The organism is Cohnella lubricantis, from assembly GCF_014212015.1.
Lineage (GTDB): Bacteria > Bacillota > Bacilli > Paenibacillales > Paenibacillaceae > Cohnella > Cohnella lubricantis.
Window position 1 is genome coordinate 1 of the sequence record NZ_JACJVN010000037.1, and the last position, 16,171, is coordinate 16,171.

General features: G+C 40.4%; 19 protein-coding genes. 3 read left to right on the forward strand and 16 right to left on the reverse strand.

Features of this window, described 5'->3' with window-relative positions; genetic code table 11:
- Positions 1 to 258: 258 nt before the first annotated feature.
- Together H4Q31_RS21780 and H4Q31_RS10725 are read right to left on the reverse strand one after the other, a co-directional pair.
- Positions 259 to 1,509: an SEC-C domain-containing protein gene (locus H4Q31_RS21780; protein ID WP_185179077.1), complete on the reverse strand. Its 1,251-nt coding sequence runs from the start codon at positions 1,507 to 1,509 to the stop codon at positions 259 to 261.
- Positions 1,510 to 1,731: 222 nt separating this feature from the next.
- The gene (locus H4Q31_RS10725) at positions 1,732 to 2,571 is read right to left on the reverse strand and encodes an RES domain-containing protein (protein WP_185179078.1); all 840 of its coding nucleotides are present in this window, start codon (positions 2,569 to 2,571) and stop codon (positions 1,732 to 1,734) included.
- Positions 2,572 to 3,094: 523 nt separating this feature from the next.
- On the opposite strand from H4Q31_RS10725, the gene H4Q31_RS10730 reads away from it, so the two are divergent.
- The gene (locus H4Q31_RS10730; protein ID WP_185179079.1) at positions 3,095 to 3,811 is read left to right on the forward strand and encodes a hypothetical protein; all 717 of its coding nucleotides are present in this window, start codon (positions 3,095 to 3,097) and stop codon (positions 3,809 to 3,811) included.
- Positions 3,812 to 4,083: 272 nt separating this feature from the next.
- Here the strand turns inward: H4Q31_RS10730 and H4Q31_RS10735 are convergent, their stop codons facing one another.
- The 11 genes from H4Q31_RS10735 to H4Q31_RS10785 all read right to left on the reverse strand — a co-directional run bounded on the left by H4Q31_RS10735 (position 4,084) and on the right by H4Q31_RS10785 (position 10,610).
- Positions 4,084 to 4,356, reverse strand: a complete 273-nt coding sequence (locus tag H4Q31_RS10735; protein WP_185179080.1) for a type II toxin-antitoxin system RelE family toxin — start codon at positions 4,354 to 4,356, stop codon at positions 4,084 to 4,086.
- Positions 4,340 to 4,564 (reverse strand): hypothetical protein, encoded by a 225-nt coding sequence (locus H4Q31_RS10740; protein WP_185179081.1) that lies wholly within the window; start codon positions 4,562 to 4,564, stop codon positions 4,340 to 4,342. Before H4Q31_RS10740 ends, H4Q31_RS10735 begins: the two co-directional genes overlap by 17 nt.
- Positions 4,565 to 4,880: 316 nt before the next feature.
- Positions 4,881 to 5,375: a DUF5412 family protein gene (locus tag H4Q31_RS10745; RefSeq protein WP_185179082.1), complete on the reverse strand. Its 495-nt coding sequence runs from the start codon at positions 5,373 to 5,375 to the stop codon at positions 4,881 to 4,883.
- A gap of 207 nt (positions 5,376 to 5,582) precedes the next feature.
- Positions 5,583 to 6,098 carry a nucleoside deaminase gene (locus tag H4Q31_RS10750; protein WP_185179083.1) on the reverse strand — a complete coding sequence of 172 codons (516 nt, stop codon included), beginning with the start codon at positions 6,096 to 6,098 and terminating at the stop codon, positions 5,583 to 5,585.
- A 216-nt stretch (positions 6,099 to 6,314) separates the two neighbouring features.
- Positions 6,315 to 6,821, reverse strand: a complete 507-nt coding sequence (locus H4Q31_RS10755; protein ID WP_185179084.1) for an HIT family protein — start codon at positions 6,819 to 6,821, stop codon at positions 6,315 to 6,317.
- A 293-nt stretch (positions 6,822 to 7,114) separates the two neighbouring features.
- Positions 7,115 to 7,411, reverse strand: a complete 297-nt coding sequence (locus tag H4Q31_RS10760; protein WP_185179085.1) for a hypothetical protein — start codon at positions 7,409 to 7,411, stop codon at positions 7,115 to 7,117.
- Positions 7,398 to 7,889 (reverse strand): hypothetical protein, encoded by a 492-nt coding sequence (locus H4Q31_RS10765; RefSeq protein WP_185179086.1) that lies wholly within the window; start codon positions 7,887 to 7,889, stop codon positions 7,398 to 7,400. The genes H4Q31_RS10760 and H4Q31_RS10765 overlap by 14 nt, the downstream gene beginning before the upstream one ends.
- Positions 7,864 to 8,469: a hypothetical protein gene (locus tag H4Q31_RS10770; protein ID WP_185179087.1), complete on the reverse strand. Its 606-nt coding sequence runs from the start codon at positions 8,467 to 8,469 to the stop codon at positions 7,864 to 7,866. The genes H4Q31_RS10765 and H4Q31_RS10770 overlap by 26 nt, the downstream gene beginning before the upstream one ends.
- A 293-nt stretch (positions 8,470 to 8,762) precedes the next feature.
- The gene (locus tag H4Q31_RS10775) at positions 8,763 to 9,164 is read right to left on the reverse strand and encodes a hypothetical protein (RefSeq protein ID WP_185179088.1); all 402 of its coding nucleotides are present in this window, start codon (positions 9,162 to 9,164) and stop codon (positions 8,763 to 8,765) included.
- Positions 9,165 to 9,402: 238 nt separating this feature from the next.
- Positions 9,403 to 9,795, reverse strand: a complete 393-nt coding sequence (locus H4Q31_RS10780; RefSeq protein ID WP_185179089.1) for a VOC family protein — start codon at positions 9,793 to 9,795, stop codon at positions 9,403 to 9,405.
- 263 nt (positions 9,796 to 10,058) lie between these two features.
- The gene (locus H4Q31_RS10785; RefSeq protein ID WP_185179090.1) at positions 10,059 to 10,610 is read right to left on the reverse strand and encodes a hypothetical protein; all 552 of its coding nucleotides are present in this window, start codon (positions 10,608 to 10,610) and stop codon (positions 10,059 to 10,061) included.
- A 371-nt stretch (positions 10,611 to 10,981) separates the two neighbouring features.
- On the opposite strand from H4Q31_RS10785, the gene istA reads away from it, so the two are divergent.
- Together istA and istB are read left to right on the forward strand one after the other, a co-directional pair.
- Positions 10,982 to 12,439, forward strand: a complete 1,458-nt coding sequence (istA, locus tag H4Q31_RS10790; protein WP_245347531.1) for an IS21 family transposase — start codon at positions 10,982 to 10,984, stop codon at positions 12,437 to 12,439.
- Entirely contained in the window at positions 12,436 to 13,188 is a 753-nt protein-coding gene (gene istB / locus H4Q31_RS10795) for an IS21-like element helper ATPase IstB (protein ID WP_185177180.1), read from the forward strand. The genes istA and istB overlap by 4 nt, the downstream gene beginning before the upstream one ends.
- Positions 13,189 to 14,191: 1,003 nt before the next feature.
- On the opposite strand, the gene H4Q31_RS10800 is transcribed toward istB, so the two are convergent.
- From H4Q31_RS10800 to H4Q31_RS10810, 3 genes are all read right to left on the reverse strand, one after another.
- The gene (locus H4Q31_RS10800) at positions 14,192 to 14,701 is read right to left on the reverse strand and encodes a hypothetical protein (protein ID WP_185179092.1); all 510 of its coding nucleotides are present in this window, start codon (positions 14,699 to 14,701) and stop codon (positions 14,192 to 14,194) included.
- Positions 14,702 to 14,929: 228 nt separating this feature from the next.
- Positions 14,930 to 15,343 carry a GNAT family N-acetyltransferase gene (locus H4Q31_RS10805; RefSeq protein ID WP_221626807.1) on the reverse strand — a complete coding sequence of 138 codons (414 nt, stop codon included), beginning with the start codon at positions 15,341 to 15,343 and terminating at the stop codon, positions 14,930 to 14,932.
- Between the two features lie 237 nt (positions 15,344 to 15,580).
- The coding region (locus tag H4Q31_RS10810) for an FRG domain-containing protein (protein WP_185179093.1) at positions 15,581 to 16,171 on the reverse strand (591 nt) is incomplete at its 5' end.

Here is a 16,171-nt window from a genome sequence, read left to right on the forward strand (position 1 = left end):
ACGTTACGCGCAAATGGACAGGACGAGTCCAAAATTGGGGCCAAATGCTGCTGCAGTTTTCGGTCTTCTTCCCCGAGCGTATCGGCCAGCATCTGCCGTGAGGGTCAATCTCCCCCATGAGGGAGATTCTCGATAAAAGAGTTTACACAAAATTATTGACAGACCCATGAAAAATACCCCTGACGACGATGGGTAAAAATGCGCGATTTTTTTGGGTAATTTTGCTTGACGAAATACAAATACTATGTCAGGCGATGTTTATTGACTACCTGAATAACGTTCCAAAATCATTCTTGATCTTTCTTTAAACAAATCATATATTTTGATTATTTTCATAGCATGACCTTCAGGTATTGCATAATTTACTAGTTTAGGTTTGACTCTATGTAGGAACGTTGTAATATCCCCGCTTATTACTTCTCCCAATTCAATATTTACGATTTCATCTAAGATAAAGGCAACAATAAATATACACATAATTGCAATATCCTCTATTAGAATTTCCTCCTTGAAAGGATCAAATTTATTATCAGTTACATAATGGCCCAACGAAGAGATATTAGGATGCGTAAAACTTGAAAGATAATCATAAAACAAGTCGAAAATCAGAACATCAATTTCATAATCACTTGTCTTTGACATAGCATAATTACTAATATGACCTTCATACTCTTTTCCGGTTTTCTTGTCGTAAATTACCCTCTTATTTATTTGTCCTTTTGAGTTTCTTGCATACTCATGTGTACCATTTTCCAGACCAATTTTAGCACCAACTAGATCTTCGATTTTCGTTGGTTTATGGATTATAAAAATAATATTTAGATAGTTTTCGTAAATAGACCTTAATAAATTCAGAGAGTCTTCAGGTAACATATTCACCAATTGACTTATAATTGCTTTCAATGTTTTTAATGTTTTTGTAAGACAATAAAGAATATAGTCCCTCTGAGTGAGGTGTATTCCTTCTTCATCTAAAGATTCAATTAATCCACATTGATTAACTATCATCCCCACTAAAAAGCAACATCTTTCTAATTCTTCTAATAAATTGATTGTACTCTCATCACTATCTTGACCACTTCCATCAAGTGAATTCAATGTAAAGTATTCTTGTACTGCATTGCTCCATTCCTGGTATTCTACATCAGTTAAAAAATCCATATTATCCTCGGTAACAATTCTTCCAGTAGCTTTGTATGCATAGATATATTCTTCACTGATACCTACTTCTCTCATTATCTGAATAAATTCATCTTGATACTGATCAATACTGGTTAAGTATTGTTGGAAAAACAACGGATCATTCGGTCCGGGATCACGCCCAAATATTTTGTTGAATTCTATCTTCTGATCATTTAAAAACTCACCAAACTCTGGAATATCAATAGGTATCGATCTAACTATATTTCCTTCTTCAGTTATGTGCCAGTCAAACTTCTTACTGATGCAACACTTTTTATATTTTTTCCCACTTCCGCAAGGACAACTATCATTTCTTTTAATTTTCATATTTTCTCCTTTCAATAAATTTCGCCAAACGTTCTTGTGTTCACGACGTCCAACTCCCTTAAGCACGAAGGGCGGCCGCGACGCGGTTAGGGAGTTGGATGTGTCCGGCTGACACCACTACCCTGCAGCTGAGATCCCTCTCCGAATACACTTCTAACTTCTGCCGGACCGAGGGCCGAATGGCCCGATGCGTGAACATGGTGTTAGCTGAAGTTCGTTCTTCTATGAGACTCTTACTGCTTCCATTGTTCCTGGGATATATGTAACATAATCGGGATTGAATAATACAAGATTTCGTCCATCACTTACTGTACTTCTAAAAATCATCCCACCATAGTTTCCGACCTTCTCGATGTAGTTTGCCAATGCATGGAAAGGAGCATACTCTCTTAGTTTTTCTTGTTCACTAATAGATTTATCAATAGGTCTAAATATCTGATCTGAAGAAAAGATATTAAAATAAACTTTAGTCAATTCAATAGATATTGCTTCAAACACGTCTCGACCCTGATGCATCAAATCTTTGTACTTATTAAATAAATATTCGTGCAATTCGTCCTGTACTTTGGGAATTGTGTCATCCCCACAGATATCTATCACTGAGATATCCTTGCCCATTATCGTGGGCTTAAATCTACAAATAGAGATTGTAGAATATGGTTGCGCCCTTATTTCTTTAATACATGTATTTATTATTCTATCCTTCTCATTTCTATATCCAATAGCTTGAACTCCTCCATAGAAGTATGCCTTACCCTTTGGATTCATTCTATTGTGTTCCTTTGCGTATTCAAGTTTAGGAACAAAGCGCTCGTAATTACAATGTGATTCATTCACAGCTCTATAAATATACTTGATCTTTGGTAACTTGATCTTAAAATGTTGGTTGGTAAACCGAAACATATCATCAAATGGTTTAAAGAAATTCGTTTCTAACAAATTAGAAATATCATCATATTCAACCAACCCCTCATTTAACTGTTGCTTTACTTGTTCCCAGTACTTAGACATTACGCTAACTATATGTGTAAATTCATTTAATCCTGCACTGTTGAGCTTCATTGCATTTCTCCTTTAGGTTTTAACGAATTTCAGCTAACGTTCCCGTATTCACGACGTCCCACCACCTTAAGCCCCAAAGGGGCGGCCGCGATGCGGTTAGGTGGTGCGGATGTGTCCGGTTGAATCTGCTTCTTTGCTACTGTAATGCCTCTTCGAATTACATCTAACTACTGCCGGACCGAGGGCGAATGCCCGATGCGTGAATATGATGTTATACGACGATTCGGACTTCTCTGACTTCACATCACAGGTGTTGTTTCATATACTACAAATAAATAGAAATAGACGTATGAGTTAGAAAGGACTGATTTGTATTAATAGGTTAATCGAAATCTATTTAAAAGATATATTAATCCCTAAACTTGTTAATTTCGGCGCAAATGCAGTTTCTATCGATAAGGTTAATAATGATATCCGTAATAGATTAATATCTATCATTAGTCGTTGGAATCAACAAGAATTTCGAAAAACAATTCTACTAACAGGTTTAGAAGAAGCTCTCTTCTATCAGCCAGAAGCTGATATGGATATCAAGTCCTTAGTGGTAGTAGCTATACGAAATAGTCTGATTGAAGATATGAAAAGTACAATATATGCAGCTAAAAAACTAGGGTTATCCAAGCAGATTCTTGATGATAGTACAATAAAAATTATTACTTATGATGCAATAAAATACTTTAGTGAAAATGAGCTAAATGAAATATCCATTAACTTTTCTTCACTAGAAGAAACATCTGATGACCCTTACCTCCATTTAAAAGAAAGTTATCCGATTGCTTGGGAAGCAATGAAAAATCTTAGTCAGTGTACGAATTATATGCAATATCCAACTCTTGAATATGCTCAACCTAAATCAATAGTTACAATTAATCCTAATGAAAAATCAAGAACAATGACAGAAGTTCAAAGCGGAATCGATCCGAGAATTGATAATCTATTACAACAAATTCTTAACTCTGTTATTTCAGGTAGACAGCCTTTCTTCTATTGTGATTGCTTTAAGATGATAAGCAGGAATCCTGATAAACTATTTAAAGTTATTGATATAGTATTGTCTTCGAGTGCGCCTGTGGTAACAACTAATTATTATATAAGTAATGGATATGTCGCAAAGCGCTCAAAATTACTTCGTCCTGCACATGACGAAGATGAAATCTTAGTAAAACTTAAAGATACTTCTGGTCTGAGAAAATCACATTTAGAGATTTTAAAAATAATGAAAACTTCTATGGATAGCTAATACTATATATATTCCGAATTGTCGTATAACGTTCCCGTATTCACGAACCCGAGAACCTTAAGCCCCCAACGGGGGCGGCCGCGACTGCGGTTAGGTTCGCAGGGTTGTCCGCCTGAAGTCACTTCCTAGAAATGCCTCAGGCGGACCAAGGATCGGCTTCAGCCGATCCGCCGCGTGAATACTATGTTATAAGATGTTGGCGCCATCTTGATTGACCATCAATATTGTCCTTTTTAAAAAAAACACCCTAACTTATACTGTCAGGGCTCTTGTTATCCCTTGTAGATATCTCCTCTGGGACCCAATCGAACTACATATATTATCAATTCCTCATTTTTGATTTCATAGATTACTCGATAATTCGCTACACGAAGTCTAAAAAAATCCCCTTCCTTGCCCTTCATTTTCTTTGTGTTCGGATTTTCAAAAGGATTATTCCTCAACTGTTCCAATGCATTAAATATTCTTTTAGCCATACTCCTTTCGAGTTTCACAATTGTCTTTTCAGCATCACTCGAAAATAATATTCTATATGTCAACCTCACGTCTTAGATCCTCCAAAGACTTTGTATTCCCGCTTTGAAAATCTAACTGTGCTTCTTCAATTGCTTGGATATCTTCAGCCGTTAAATAATCATCATCTTCATCAATCTGCTTTTCAAGCAGCCAAGACAAAAAACTCTTGGCAACAACTTTATTCTTATCATTTAAGTGATCTAGAATTTGTTCAATTTCATCATTTGGGACACTCATGCAATGTACCCCCTTTAAGTTGATCAACTTCATTATACGCCAATGAATTAGGATGCTCCAGATCTTAGTGATTTAATACCTCTTATTTGAAATGCTATTAAAACCAGTCTGCGCCAATTTCTTATAACGTTCTTGTATTCACGAACCCGAGAACCTTAAGGCAGCTTCAGCTGCCGGCCGCGACGCGGTTAGGTTCGCAGGGTTGTCCGCCTGACTTCACTTCTCGAAAATGCCTCGGGCGGACCAAGGGACGGCGCCAGCCGGCCAGCCGCGTGAATATAATGTTATCTGAAGTCAAGGCCTTCTTGATATACATTCAAGCGGTGTTATATATGATTTTAATACCTTTATGATAATTCTTCTTTTTTGATTCAGCATTTAATTTCCCAATTACTTTAACTGTCTTATTATCGATCCATTGGGCTTTAAACTCTCGCTCTGAAATAAATATATTTCCTACTGCACTATTACTTAAATTCGTTCCCTTCTTGATGATTGAAAGTTGAAAACTAAATCCTGTCGTAGCACCACAGTTTCTTCTGAACATCAATAATTCTAGATTCCCATTTGGCTGATTCTCTTTGAATTCAAGCTGATTCACACAAACTTTAGATGCTATTTTCTCACTATAATGAAAAATGGAATACAAGACTACTCCTAAGATAACTACTAAACAGATCAATGTTGTAAAAATAGCTCTATTCCGTAATTGTCTTTTCTGTTTTTTTATTTCTTCTTCTGAAAGCCATTCAAATGAGCCCATAGAAAGTCTCCCTATAGCCTTGATTTCAGATAACGTTCCCGTATTCACGACGTCCCACCGACTTAAGGCTCCGTCAGGAGCCGGCCGCGATGCGGTTAGTCGGTGCGGATGTGTCCGGCTGATTCGCTTCCTGCCTCTGAAATGCCTCACAGAATCCACTTCTAACTTCTGCCGGACCGAGGGGCGAATGCCCCGATGCGTGAATATAATGTTAGCTGAAGTTACTGACTTCTTCGACTTGACTACATATTTTTCTCAGGTTTTAATTTTTTCTTCCCACTCCTTATGTATAATTCCACGTCTGATATTCCACTCTTTTAACATTTTTCTTTGTTTGTTCTCTAATTCCAAACAGGGAGAGGCAATATATTGGATTGTATTAAATAAGCTGAGAAAGTGTGGACCTTCTTTCATTCTTCTGATTGCTCCATATTCATCATCGTCTGCTGCCCATACAACTTGCTTAATTCCTGATAATAAAATAGTACAAGTACACATTGGACAAGGTTCACAAGTTGTATAGAGTGTAAAATCGTTCTTATTAAATTTTCTGTTTGTTATATCTAAAAGAACATGACTAGCCTGCCTAATTGCATCAACTTCTGCATGTGCAGTGCAGTCTATCTCAGTAAACACTCTATTTCTTCCCCTACTAATTACATTGCCTTCAGAGTCTACGATTACTGCACCAATTGGATAAGTGCCTCCTCTTTCAGCAAGTATTGCCTCTTCGAATGCTAACTTTAGAAATTGGATATGATTATTTTGCATGAGCTTTTTCATCCTTTTATAATTTTTTGCATTTCAGTAATTTCAGCTAACGTTCCCGTATTCACGAACCCGAGAACCTTAAGGCAGCTTCAGCTGCCGGCCGCGACGCGGTTAGGTTCGCAGGGTTGTCCGCCTGACTCCACTTCTCGAAATGCCCCGGGCGGACCAAGGGACGGCGTCAGCCGACCCGCCGCGTGAATATAATGTTAGATGAAGTTACCTTGAGCTACTCTCAAAATCCCTTATACCTTCTCTTAAAATTCTAATTCCTTCTATTACGCTCTCCATATTCTCTTCATCGTTCATATTGTTCCTTGCGTGTAATAATACTGGTCTTAATGACTCTACTGAATTTCCAAATTGATACATCCATTCATATCTTGGAACCATCCATAAATGAAAATGGTGTGTTGTATCTTCATTATAAAAGTAATAGACCTTTTCAATTCCTAAACGATTTCTTTGTTCACTTCTGATCTTATGAATTAACGATATATACTCAAATTGCTCTTCATCTGTTAATTCATCCATGCAATAAAAGTGTCTCTTCGAAGCCAATATTACTAATCCTCTAATTGGATAGGCTACATCTTGATGGACATGAAAATTACTTGATTCATAAATTACTCCACCAGTCGGTGCAATCAAACCACTTGTTAAAGCGCAGCTTAGACATTCAACTTCTACTGACCTTCCATCAGCTAATGTAATTTGTCTTGGCATTTTGCACCTCATGTTTTTATAAGAACTTGCTTCGTAATTTCATCTAACGTTCCCGTATTCACGACGTCCCACCACCTTAAGGTCACGAAGTGACCAGCCGCGATGCGGTTAGGTGGTGCGGATGTGTCCGGCTGATCCTGCTTCCCAGCTGCTGAAATGCCTCGCCGAATCCACTTCTAACTTCTGCCGGACCGAGGGGCGAATGCCCCGAAGCGTGAATATTATGTTATCAGAAGTCATATGACCTCACTGAAATACATAAAAAGCCCTTTCGGGCTTTAGATTAAACATCCTTATTTAATTTTTTTAATATTTGCACCCAAATGCCATATACTTAAGCCTAAATATACAATTAAAGTAGCCATACAACTCATTAAAAAAGTCCAGAGTGCTTGGTCAGTTGGAAATAGTTCCAGTAAGTTTTTAGATATGTTAAATTTTCTTAGTCCTGATAACCATTGACCAGTATAAATCATTGCAGGCATTACAAGTACCATTGGGGCGGTTAATTTAAACCAAGGTAATTGCTTTAAAATTTCAATATAAACATTCTCTGGTTGAGGAGAAGGGTTCGAATTAATTATGATCATTCCTCCTGAGAGCGAAGTCAACAGCAATCATTAACAAGTAAATTCCAGACATCGGCATAAGGACTTTAGTAATATTCTCATTAATAAATTCAGTGACATAAAGCGAAATTGTAGATAACCCTAACGGTATTAAGCCACAAAGGAACAATATGGAGTAAACAATTTTATATGTTTGAGGTTTAAAGGCGACCACCTCATCACCATGCGACTTGATTAAAGGATATGCAGGTGGTGAAGTAATTAATGAGTAAATTTCGCTTTTTTCATTTATGACTAATTGCAGTTGCTTTCGATTTTTATTCATTAACTTAATAAAGTCATGAATTTCAATTTCGAGTATTTTATCTTGGTGACTTAACATTTCAACTTTACTATTGTAGTTGTCAAAATCGAATTCACTACTAACCTTCAAAAAGTTTAATTTGGATTTTTGTTTTTTATGTTTAATAAGATCAGGTGCTTGAGCTATTGCTAGCATCTCGTTCACCTTCTTCTTTAAGTTTGTTTATCACCCTACTAATCTGCATTTGAAATGTATCCAATTTTGATATTACCAAATCTATCTCATCTTCGTTATACGATAAATAATCCTCAAAATTTGAAAGTATTGAGTTAAGAATGCTAAAATAACCGGGTGCTTCCAATAAGAGTTCAAAGTGCTTTCCATCAGCTCTATGTATAATAAAGCTATCTCGGAGACCATTATTTACAATATGCAGACCAATCAATGATTTTGGATGGCGTTCACGATGAAGATATTGCCTAAAATAATCATGCTTATAAAGCTCAATTATGTTTAACAAATAATTCCAGGTTTTAAACTCCCCGTTACGTATTATTTCTGTGCTTTCCTCACTATTCAATAATATTTCACTAAATACCTCTCCAATTTCAATTCCAAAAAAGTTATTAATAATCTCATCAAGATCAATAGCGCTATTTAAATTTTTAGAGAAATATGAATCTAATATCGAAATTAATAATTGCATATTTTGCGGTTGCTCATATAAATTATTATCTATTAAATTCAATAGAGCGACAGCGTTCTCTTTCTTCATCATCTTTCTCCTAATAACTAATTGTATTTTTCTTCCTGATATCAGTCTACATGATAAGTCTTATTTTAGTCAATTGAACATATGATTTCTGATAACGTTCCCGTATTCACGAACCCGAGAACCTTAAGGCAGCTTCAGCTGCCGGCCGCGACTGCGGTTAGGTTCGCAGGGTTGTCCGCCTGACTCAGCTTCCCTGCCAATCTCCCCTGGCGGACCAAGGGACGGCGACAGCCGGCCCGCTGCGTGAATATAATGTTATCTGAAGTCAAGTGCTCCTTCGAATCAACTCAAACTTAACTTCCTTGTACTCCTAAAACGTTTAGTATTTGATTAAATTGAGCTTGGGTTATTATAGAATATCTATTCAAGATATCAAATTCTTCTCCAAACTTAGTAATACCAAAATGCTCAGAATCCAACCTCCATACATCACAATGTAAAATTCTAATGTTATCGCTTTTTCGTCCAATCCAAAATGCAAAATCTGGTTCATTCTTTAAACTCTTAGGTTCAGTTCCTTTCCATTCAATTTTATCGACAATATTCTTTATCTCCATTATTTTTTTCGGGTTATTGATTTCATGATAATTTGATTTGCCTTTATACCACATAGTCTCTAGTTGTTGCTGTTTTTCATTGCATCCAGTTATTACAGAAATCATTAGTATAAAGATTACTATGACTGTATTTCTCATTTTTAACCGCCCTTCACTTGATTTCTGATAACGGTTCCGTGTTCACGACGTCCCACCACCCTAAGGACCTTTAGGTCCGGCCGCGATGCGGTTGGGTGGTGCGGATGTGTCCCGGCAATCACTTCTCCGACTTATCTTCCGGGACCGAGGCGGCTCGTCAGCCGATGTGTGAACACATTGTTAGACGATGCCACCATGAGTTACTCACACATTTGTTACTATATTTTCTTGTCCATCATCAGACAGAATTCAGCAATTTTCTCTTGTCTTCACATACCATTAGTACATTTTCATCTGGATCTTTGAACGTAAAAAAGGATATGTCATCATGAACTTCAATCTCTGTCACAATTTCAATTCCTTTGTTTTTTATGTATTTGTAAGATTCTTCTAAATTCTTGGTCTCAAAAAAAAATTGAGTTTTATCGTTAGTATTCTTGCGATCATTCATATTACTGTCTAGTAATACTCCTGTCCCTCCGTCCATTGGAAGAACATAAATGGTTCCTTCATGACTTGCAGATTGTACGGGTAATCCAAGCAGTTCACTATACCATTGAATTGACTTTTGCATATTACTTACATGAATAAAAATGGCACCAACCCGATTTGATATAGGACTATGATTCATAGACATACGCTCCTTTTGTGTTATTTTGGTGGTTTGCACGTCTTCTTCAGGTGGTTTCGTCTAACGTTCTTGTGTTCACGACGTCCAACTCCCTTAAGCCCGAAGGGCGGCCGCGACGCGGTTAGGGAGTTGGATGTGTCCGGCTGAATCTACTCCCCTGCTGCTGATATCCCTCTCCGAATACACTTCTAACTTCTGCCGGACCGAGGGCCGAATGGCCCGATGCGTGAACATGGTGTTATCGGAAGTTCATACTTTAATAATCAAACTGATAAATAATTAATTATCTTCTCGTTCTCCTTTAATACCTCTTCAAATGTTGTCTTCATGTTTTTAAATAGATTTATATCTAATTGGTTCTTATCAATATATTTCATTATTTCGTTTAATCTTTGATAAATATATTCATAATTTCCAAGAAGGGTCGTATTTTTCAAATCATTTAAAATCATAATTAAATCTCCCTTTAATTCACTCCACTTTATTATCTTAAATTCTTGTCCAGTTGCATTGTATCCAAATTGCTTTCGAAAATGGTTTACTTCAAATTCAGAATAAAAACTCCAATTTGTGGACCCTCTTTCCTTGATATAAATATTATAATTCTCTTTCAATTCATCATTAATCTGTATAAAAACTTTAACATGACTCATTCTTCTATGTTTATTTCTTTCAAAGATATCTCTATCTTCTTTATCTATACTAAATTTATAAACTGCATAACTTAGTAAACCTGTTACTTCGATTGCTAAAAAACAAGTGTAATAATAGATAAAAGTTGAAATAGTAACTATTTCACTAGTATCCACTCTCATAGCAATCATCCAATTTGGTAAAAATTAACCAATAAATAATCCAACATGAAGAAAAATTGCTACAAATGGAATCATGATAAATGGTAAGAAAATGACTAATAAAATAATTAGCCATAATCTAGAGCTAATCACTTGAAAAATGTTATGATTCATTGTCTTCTCCTTATATTATAAAGTGTATGAATTTCCGATAACGTTCCCGTATTCTGTGTACGGTAAGATAAAAGTACCCAAAATGATCAAACTGATTTCCTCAAAAAAATCGTGCAAAATTCCCCACTTTAATCGTGTGGAAATAGACCGAATCTAGCAATTCCGCTACCCTGTTCGTAGACGATGACGAGGGGTGCGGGGACGGGGAGATGCTGAAGATGAGTCAGATCGAGACGATCAAGAATATGCAGAGCAAGGGGCTGGGGCCGAGCGCGATCGCTGAGCGGCTGCAGATCGACCGAAAGACGGTGAGGAAGGTTATGGCGTCCGAAACGTTTGAGAATCGGAAACCGAAAACGACGGTGGTGCAGCCATCCAAGCTGGATCCTTATAAGCCGCTCATCCAAAGCTGGCTCGAGGAAGACCGCAAGAACCGTTACAAGCAGCGGCATACCGCCCAGCGCATCCATAACCGGCTTGTGGAGGAATGTCCGGAGTATGACGCCTCCTATCCGCTGGTTCAGCGGTATGTGCGCAGCCTGCGGGAAGCGCGGCACCAAGAAGGAACACTGGAACTGGAATGGACGCCGGGCGAAGCGCAAGTGGACTTCGGGGAGGCGGACATCTACGATGCAAGCGGCGAGAAGAAAGCTTGCAAGTTCCTGTGCGTCACCTTCCCCTACAGCAACGCCGGCTACACGCAGCTCTTCGGCGGCGAGACAGCGGAGTGTGTGGTTCACGGTCTTCGGGACATTTTCCAACGGATTGGCGGCGTGCCAGGACGTCTCGTCTTTGACAATGCCAGCGGTGTCGGCCGCCGGGTGAACGAGCACGTCCAGATGGCGGATCTGTTCCTTCGCTTCAAGGCACACTACGGCTTCGAGGTGACGTTTTGCAATCCGTACGCCGGACATGAGAAAGGCAATGTCGAGAACAAGGTCGGCTACTTTCGGCGTAACTTCTTCGTGCCACTACCGGTCGTAACGGACATACAGACGTTTAACGAGGAACTGCTCGGCCGCTGCGAAGCCGACTGGCAGCGTGAGCACTACAAGAAAAACGTCCCGATCCATTTGCTCTTTGAGGACGACAAGAACGCGCTACTCTACCTGCCGCGGCATCCGTTCGCCGCCTGCCGCTATGCGAGAGTGAAGACCGACGGTTACGGCAAATTCTCTATCGACGGCAAGCACTTCTACTCCTCGTCGCCGGAGTGGGCCGGGCGTGAAGTGACCGTGCGGATCGGCGCCCATACGGTGGAACCGCTACTGCCAAGCGGCGAGCCGATTACGGTGCACCTGCGTCTATTCGGCAAGCAGCGGACCGACAGCGTCGATGTCCGGACCACGCTCAGCCGCCTGCTGCAGAACCCCGGCGCCTGGCGAAACAGCCAGCTTCGACAAGCGATTCCGGATGCGCTTCGTGAGGAACTGGACAAGCTGGAACGCGTAGAACTCAAGGAAACGCTGTCCACGATGGAGCAGCTCTCCGGTCGCTATGGATTTGATACCGCCTTGCAAGCGATGGAGGAAGCGACGAAGCTCGGACGGCTCACCAGCGCGAACAGCGTCGTACTTGCTGCTAGGCTGGTCTCGTTTGAGCCGGAGGAAAACCCAAGTGTCGATCTGAGCGTGTATGACCGGATGCTGGAGCCTGTCGGCGGGGTGAGGTCATGAGCGTGGTACGGGAGCGTGAGGCGTTACGCGCCGATATCTCAGCATTCTGCAAGAAACTTGTGCTCAGCCAGCGCGCCGTCCAGTTATGCGAAACCGAGGCGACGCCACGGCAGGAAGAGTTCCTGCACCGCGTGCTGGCCGAAGAGATGGAGAGCCGGGAGCGCAGCCGCCGTGCCAGGCTGCTCAGCCGTGCTGGATTTCCGGTCTACAAGACGCTGGACGGTTACGAGCGCCATGGCGTCAAGCTGCCAAGTTCCCTGCAGTGGAGCGATCTAACCGAAGGTACATTTATTGAGGGCCGACGAAATCTCGTACTGTACGGGCCGGTTGGCACCGGCAAGACGCATCTGGCCATTGCTGCCGGTCTGCGTGCCTGCGAACTGGGTAAGACGGTGAAGTTCTACACCGTGGCCGAACTGGTGATGCGTTTGGCCGAGGCGAAGCGCGGCGGCACACTGGAACGGCTCATGAGCGAGATCCAGCGCTGCCAGCTACTCATCCTTGACGAATGGGGCTATATTCCCGTCGACAAGGACGGCTCGCAGTTGCTCTTTCGGGTGATTGCGGACAGCTACGAGAGTCGCAGCCTGGTCATTACGACGAATCTGGAGTTCTCCAAGTGGGGGACTGTCTTCACCGATGACCAGATGGCAGCGGCCATGATTGACCGTTTGGCACACCATGGGCACCTGCTCGTTTTTGAGGGCGAGAGCTACCGAATGAAGCACGCGCTCATGAAAGAACGGTGAAAAAATTCCCCACGAAGATGATGGGGAAAAATGCACGATTTTTTTGGGGATTTTTGCTTGACGAAATACACCGTATTCACGAACCCTCACCGACTTAAGGGCCAACGGCCCGGCCGCGACGCGGTTAGTCGGTGCAGGGTTGTCTGGCTGAATCTGCTTCCCTGCTGACTGCCAAATGCCTCATTTGAATCCGCTTCTGACTGCTTCGGCCAGACCAAGGGGCGGCTTCAGCCGACCCGCCGCGTGAATACAGTGTTATACGTAGTTGCCTCTTCCTCGAATCATCCCAAGATAGATTCCCTTGATCTTAACCCGCTCTTATTAACTTTGATTCAAATATTCTATATTCAATACGGTCGGAGCACGCCTTTACTATCCATCGCCAATTATTAAAAATCGGGCTATTGATATTCGTGTTCCATTACCGTCATTGAATCCAATTCGAATCAAAGTTAAAGGGTTAAGATCTTACGAATCGTCCCACTAAGCTTGATTACCAATATTCAAAGACTGGAACATGTTAGTTCGGCCTTGACTCTCAAGCCTCTGATCCAACTGCAAACTAACATGTTCTTGTCAGTCATTGAATCGATAATCAAGCTTATCTCTCTACGATTCGTATGGGAATCTATCGGTCCAATCCAACTAATCATAAATATAAACCAGGGCGCTAGCTCGAATTCTACATTAGTGCGTCTTCTTCGAGTTACTTGCCACAATCAGACAAACTAATGTATTCGAGCTCTTCCTTGAATCACCTTCATTCGCCCTGGTTACATGATTAGAGGATTGGATGGGATGTTCTTCTTTTGAATAGGCAATTACGTATAACGTTCCCGTATTCACGAACCCGAGAACCTTAAGCCCCCAACGGGGGCGGCCGCGACGCGGTTAGGTTCGCAGGGTTGTCCGCCTGACTCACTTCCTCGGAATTGCCCCTGGCGGACCAAGGGACGGCGTCAGCCGGCCCGCTGCGTGAATACATTGTTATCAGATGTCGGCTCTACTTTGAATTGCTTAAAAAGCTATTTACTCTCTTTATAAAATAATCCCAATCAGAGGAAAAACCAATATTTAATCCCCATCCATTACTTCTTAAATTATCTTCTAGTTGCTCAAATTCTTGTTTTTCTTCTTCACTTAAAATTAAGTTATGAGTCGATTTGTTTTCAGTAAATTTGTATAGATAGTGATACATTTCCCATAAAGAATCACTTTCATCATTTGACAATTTTTTTGTGTATTGCCCCGTTTCGACCGTTACACTTATACCTTCCATCACATTCTGAATTCTAACAACTATTTGCTCTGGTGATTCCCATCCATGCTCTTTTTGATAATATATTTCTCCTTCAAGTTGAACAAGACCATTCTGAATAGTTCGAGAAGAAATTGTGGGATTGATCATTTCAATTTGAGAATTTAGTTGATGGATCTTATATGATTGATACAAAACAATAACCATGATAATTATTATGGAGACACTTATAAAAACTTTAGATTTGACTTTCATTCCAGCCTCCATAAATACTTATTTAGCCGATTTCTGATAACGTTCCCGTATTCACGAACCCGAGAACCTTAAGCCCCCAACGGGGGCGGCCGCGACCGCGGTTAGGTTCGCAGGGTTGTCCGCCTGATCCCACTTCTCGAAATGCCTCGGGCGGACCAAGGGGCGACGTCAGTCGGCCCGCCGCGTGAATACATTGTTATGCGATGTAACATGACCTCTTCGATTCTGCTAGGTTCTCCCTGATTGTTTATTATAGTTTCTCACCATCATTCCAGTTGCCCTTGTCATACCCATATCCAGATAAAACTCCTGAATACTCTCATCACACAACAAATCGATCATATAATAATCCTTAATTTGTTCCTGCATTCTTAAAACTAACTCAGTACCTATTCCTCTACCTTGATATTGAGGAATAACTTCTAATAATGGAATGTACGCTGTTAAAACTTTATCCGACAATGCATTAATAAATCCTACAACTTTATTCGTCTCACTATCTAATGCTAAACAAATATAAGTTGAATTGTTGAGGATTTCATAAAACTTATTTACTGGTGGCGAACTTGGCCATCCATGAAAGAACCCTGTATCTAATTGCTCATCATTTATTCCTTCTAATGAATTTACGTAAATGATCATAAAATATCCAACTTTCAGTTATGATTTTTCATTTCACACTTCGTGTTATTTCGCATAACGTTCTTGTATTCACGACGCCCCACCACCTTAAGGCTCCTTCAGGAGCCGGCCGCGATGCGGTTAGGTGGTGCGGGTGTGTCCGGCTGAATCTGCCTCCCTGCAGCTGAAATCCTCACCGATTCCACTTCTAACTTCTGCCGGACCGAGGGCCGAATGGCCCGATGCGTGAATACGGTGTTAGGTGATGTCTGGCGCTTCCTGAGTTATTTGAGAAACGAATTTAGTATCTTCTAACATTATAAATCTTGCTAATCCATCAAGATCCGGGAAAAGAGTAAAATGGTTCATTCCATTCAACCTCAGATACATTTCAATATCTGAGTAATCTTCAACATTAAAATCAACCCTATTGATAATATTCCGTTCCCACAATTGACCGTTATATTCTTCTTCGAGAGGGAGCCTAGTATTGCCCTGAAGAGTAAATGTTCCTTGTTGAGCAATTAATCGTGGATTATTTCTTCTCGGAAACAGTGCAACTGTATGAACTGCGAATTCATAAGATTCTCCATGGTTATAAAGAAGATGTTGATAAGATTCTTGTGGTTTAGGCATATACAGTCCAAAATCCTGGTTATACATATTGTTTAATTGGATTGGGTCAAGTAACCAAACAGTACAATTAGTCTCTTCTGGTTTCCAATTTAAAAAAGCGAAATATAAAGAGACAGCAAATGATTCAGACCAATCTAACAATCGCGTACGAACACCATGGTGTTGCATTATATACAACAAATCCCAATCGCTAGGAGTCTGTAAAATAGATTG

Bases quoted from the DNA above. Each gene is read 5' to 3' on its own strand.
- H4Q31_RS21780 (WP_185179077.1), bottom strand. From the start codon at position 1,509: ATGAAAATTAAAAGAAATGATAGTTGTCCTTGCGGAAGTGGGAAAAAA.
- H4Q31_RS10725 (WP_185179078.1), bottom strand. From the start codon at position 2,571: ATGAAGCTCAACAGTGCAGGATTAAATGAATTTACACATATAGTTAGC.
- H4Q31_RS10730 (WP_185179079.1), top strand. From the start codon at position 3,095: ATGGATATCAAGTCCTTAGTGGTAGTAGCTATACGAAATAGTCTGATT.
- H4Q31_RS10740 (WP_185179081.1), bottom strand. From the start codon at position 4,564: ATGAGTGTCCCAAATGATGAAATTGAACAAATTCTAGATCACTTAAAT.
- H4Q31_RS10750 (WP_185179083.1), bottom strand. From the start codon at position 6,098: ATGCAAAATAATCATATCCAATTTCTAAAGTTAGCATTCGAAGAGGCA.
- H4Q31_RS10755 (WP_185179084.1), bottom strand. From the start codon at position 6,821: ATGCCAAGACAAATTACATTAGCTGATGGAAGGTCAGTAGAAGTTGAA.
- H4Q31_RS10760 (WP_185179085.1), bottom strand. From the start codon at position 7,411: ATGATCATAATTAATTCGAACCCTTCTCCTCAACCAGAGAATGTTTAT.
- H4Q31_RS10765 (WP_185179086.1), bottom strand. From the start codon at position 7,889: ATGCTAGCAATAGCTCAAGCACCTGATCTTATTAAACATAAAAAACAA.
- H4Q31_RS10770 (WP_185179087.1), bottom strand. From the start codon at position 8,469: ATGAAGAAAGAGAACGCTGTCGCTCTATTGAATTTAATAGATAATAAT.
- H4Q31_RS10775 (WP_185179088.1), bottom strand. From the start codon at position 9,164: ATGAGAAATACAGTCATAGTAATCTTTATACTAATGATTTCTGTAATA.
- H4Q31_RS10780 (WP_185179089.1), bottom strand. From the start codon at position 9,795: ATGAATCATAGTCCTATATCAAATCGGGTTGGTGCCATTTTTATTCAT.
- H4Q31_RS10785 (WP_185179090.1), bottom strand. From the start codon at position 10,610: ATGAGAGTGGATACTAGTGAAATAGTTACTATTTCAACTTTTATCTAT.
- istA (WP_245347531.1), top strand. From the start codon at position 10,982: ATGAGTCAGATCGAGACGATCAAGAATATGCAGAGCAAGGGGCTGGGG.
- istB (WP_185177180.1), top strand. From the start codon at position 12,436: ATGAGCGTGGTACGGGAGCGTGAGGCGTTACGCGCCGATATCTCAGCA.
- H4Q31_RS10800 (WP_185179092.1), bottom strand. From the start codon at position 14,701: ATGAAAGTCAAATCTAAAGTTTTTATAAGTGTCTCCATAATAATTATC.
- H4Q31_RS10805 (WP_221626807.1), bottom strand. From the start codon at position 15,343: ATGATCATTTACGTAAATTCATTAGAAGGAATAAATGATGAGCAATTA.